1 protein-coding gene is annotated in these 234 nt (G+C 57.3%); it reads right to left on the reverse strand.

Annotated features, from left to right (window positions below):
• A partial coding sequence (locus LK536_RS59170) for an oligopeptide/dipeptide ABC transporter ATP-binding protein (protein WP_506092384.1) occupies positions 1-234 on the reverse strand: 234 nt, incomplete at both ends.

Below are 234 nucleotides of genomic sequence, written 5' to 3' on the forward strand. Positions count from 1 at the left end.
GCATCTGGGATAAAAAGGACATCCCTCCCCATGCCCGGACAGGATTTCCGCCTCCCCCTCAATCACTCCCCGGCCCAGCCGCTTCCTGGTCCTTGGATCGGCCATGGGCACTGCGTCGAACAATGCCTTGGAATAGGGATGAAGTGGATGGTCAAACAGTTCCCTGCTGTCGGCCAGGTCGACAATCTGTCCCAGATACATCACCGCAATCCGGTCGCTGACATAATTGACAGC

It is taken from the genome of Clostridium pacaense (assembly GCF_020709765.2).
Classification (GTDB): Bacteria; Bacillota; Clostridia; order Lachnospirales; family Lachnospiraceae; genus Enterocloster; species Enterocloster hominis.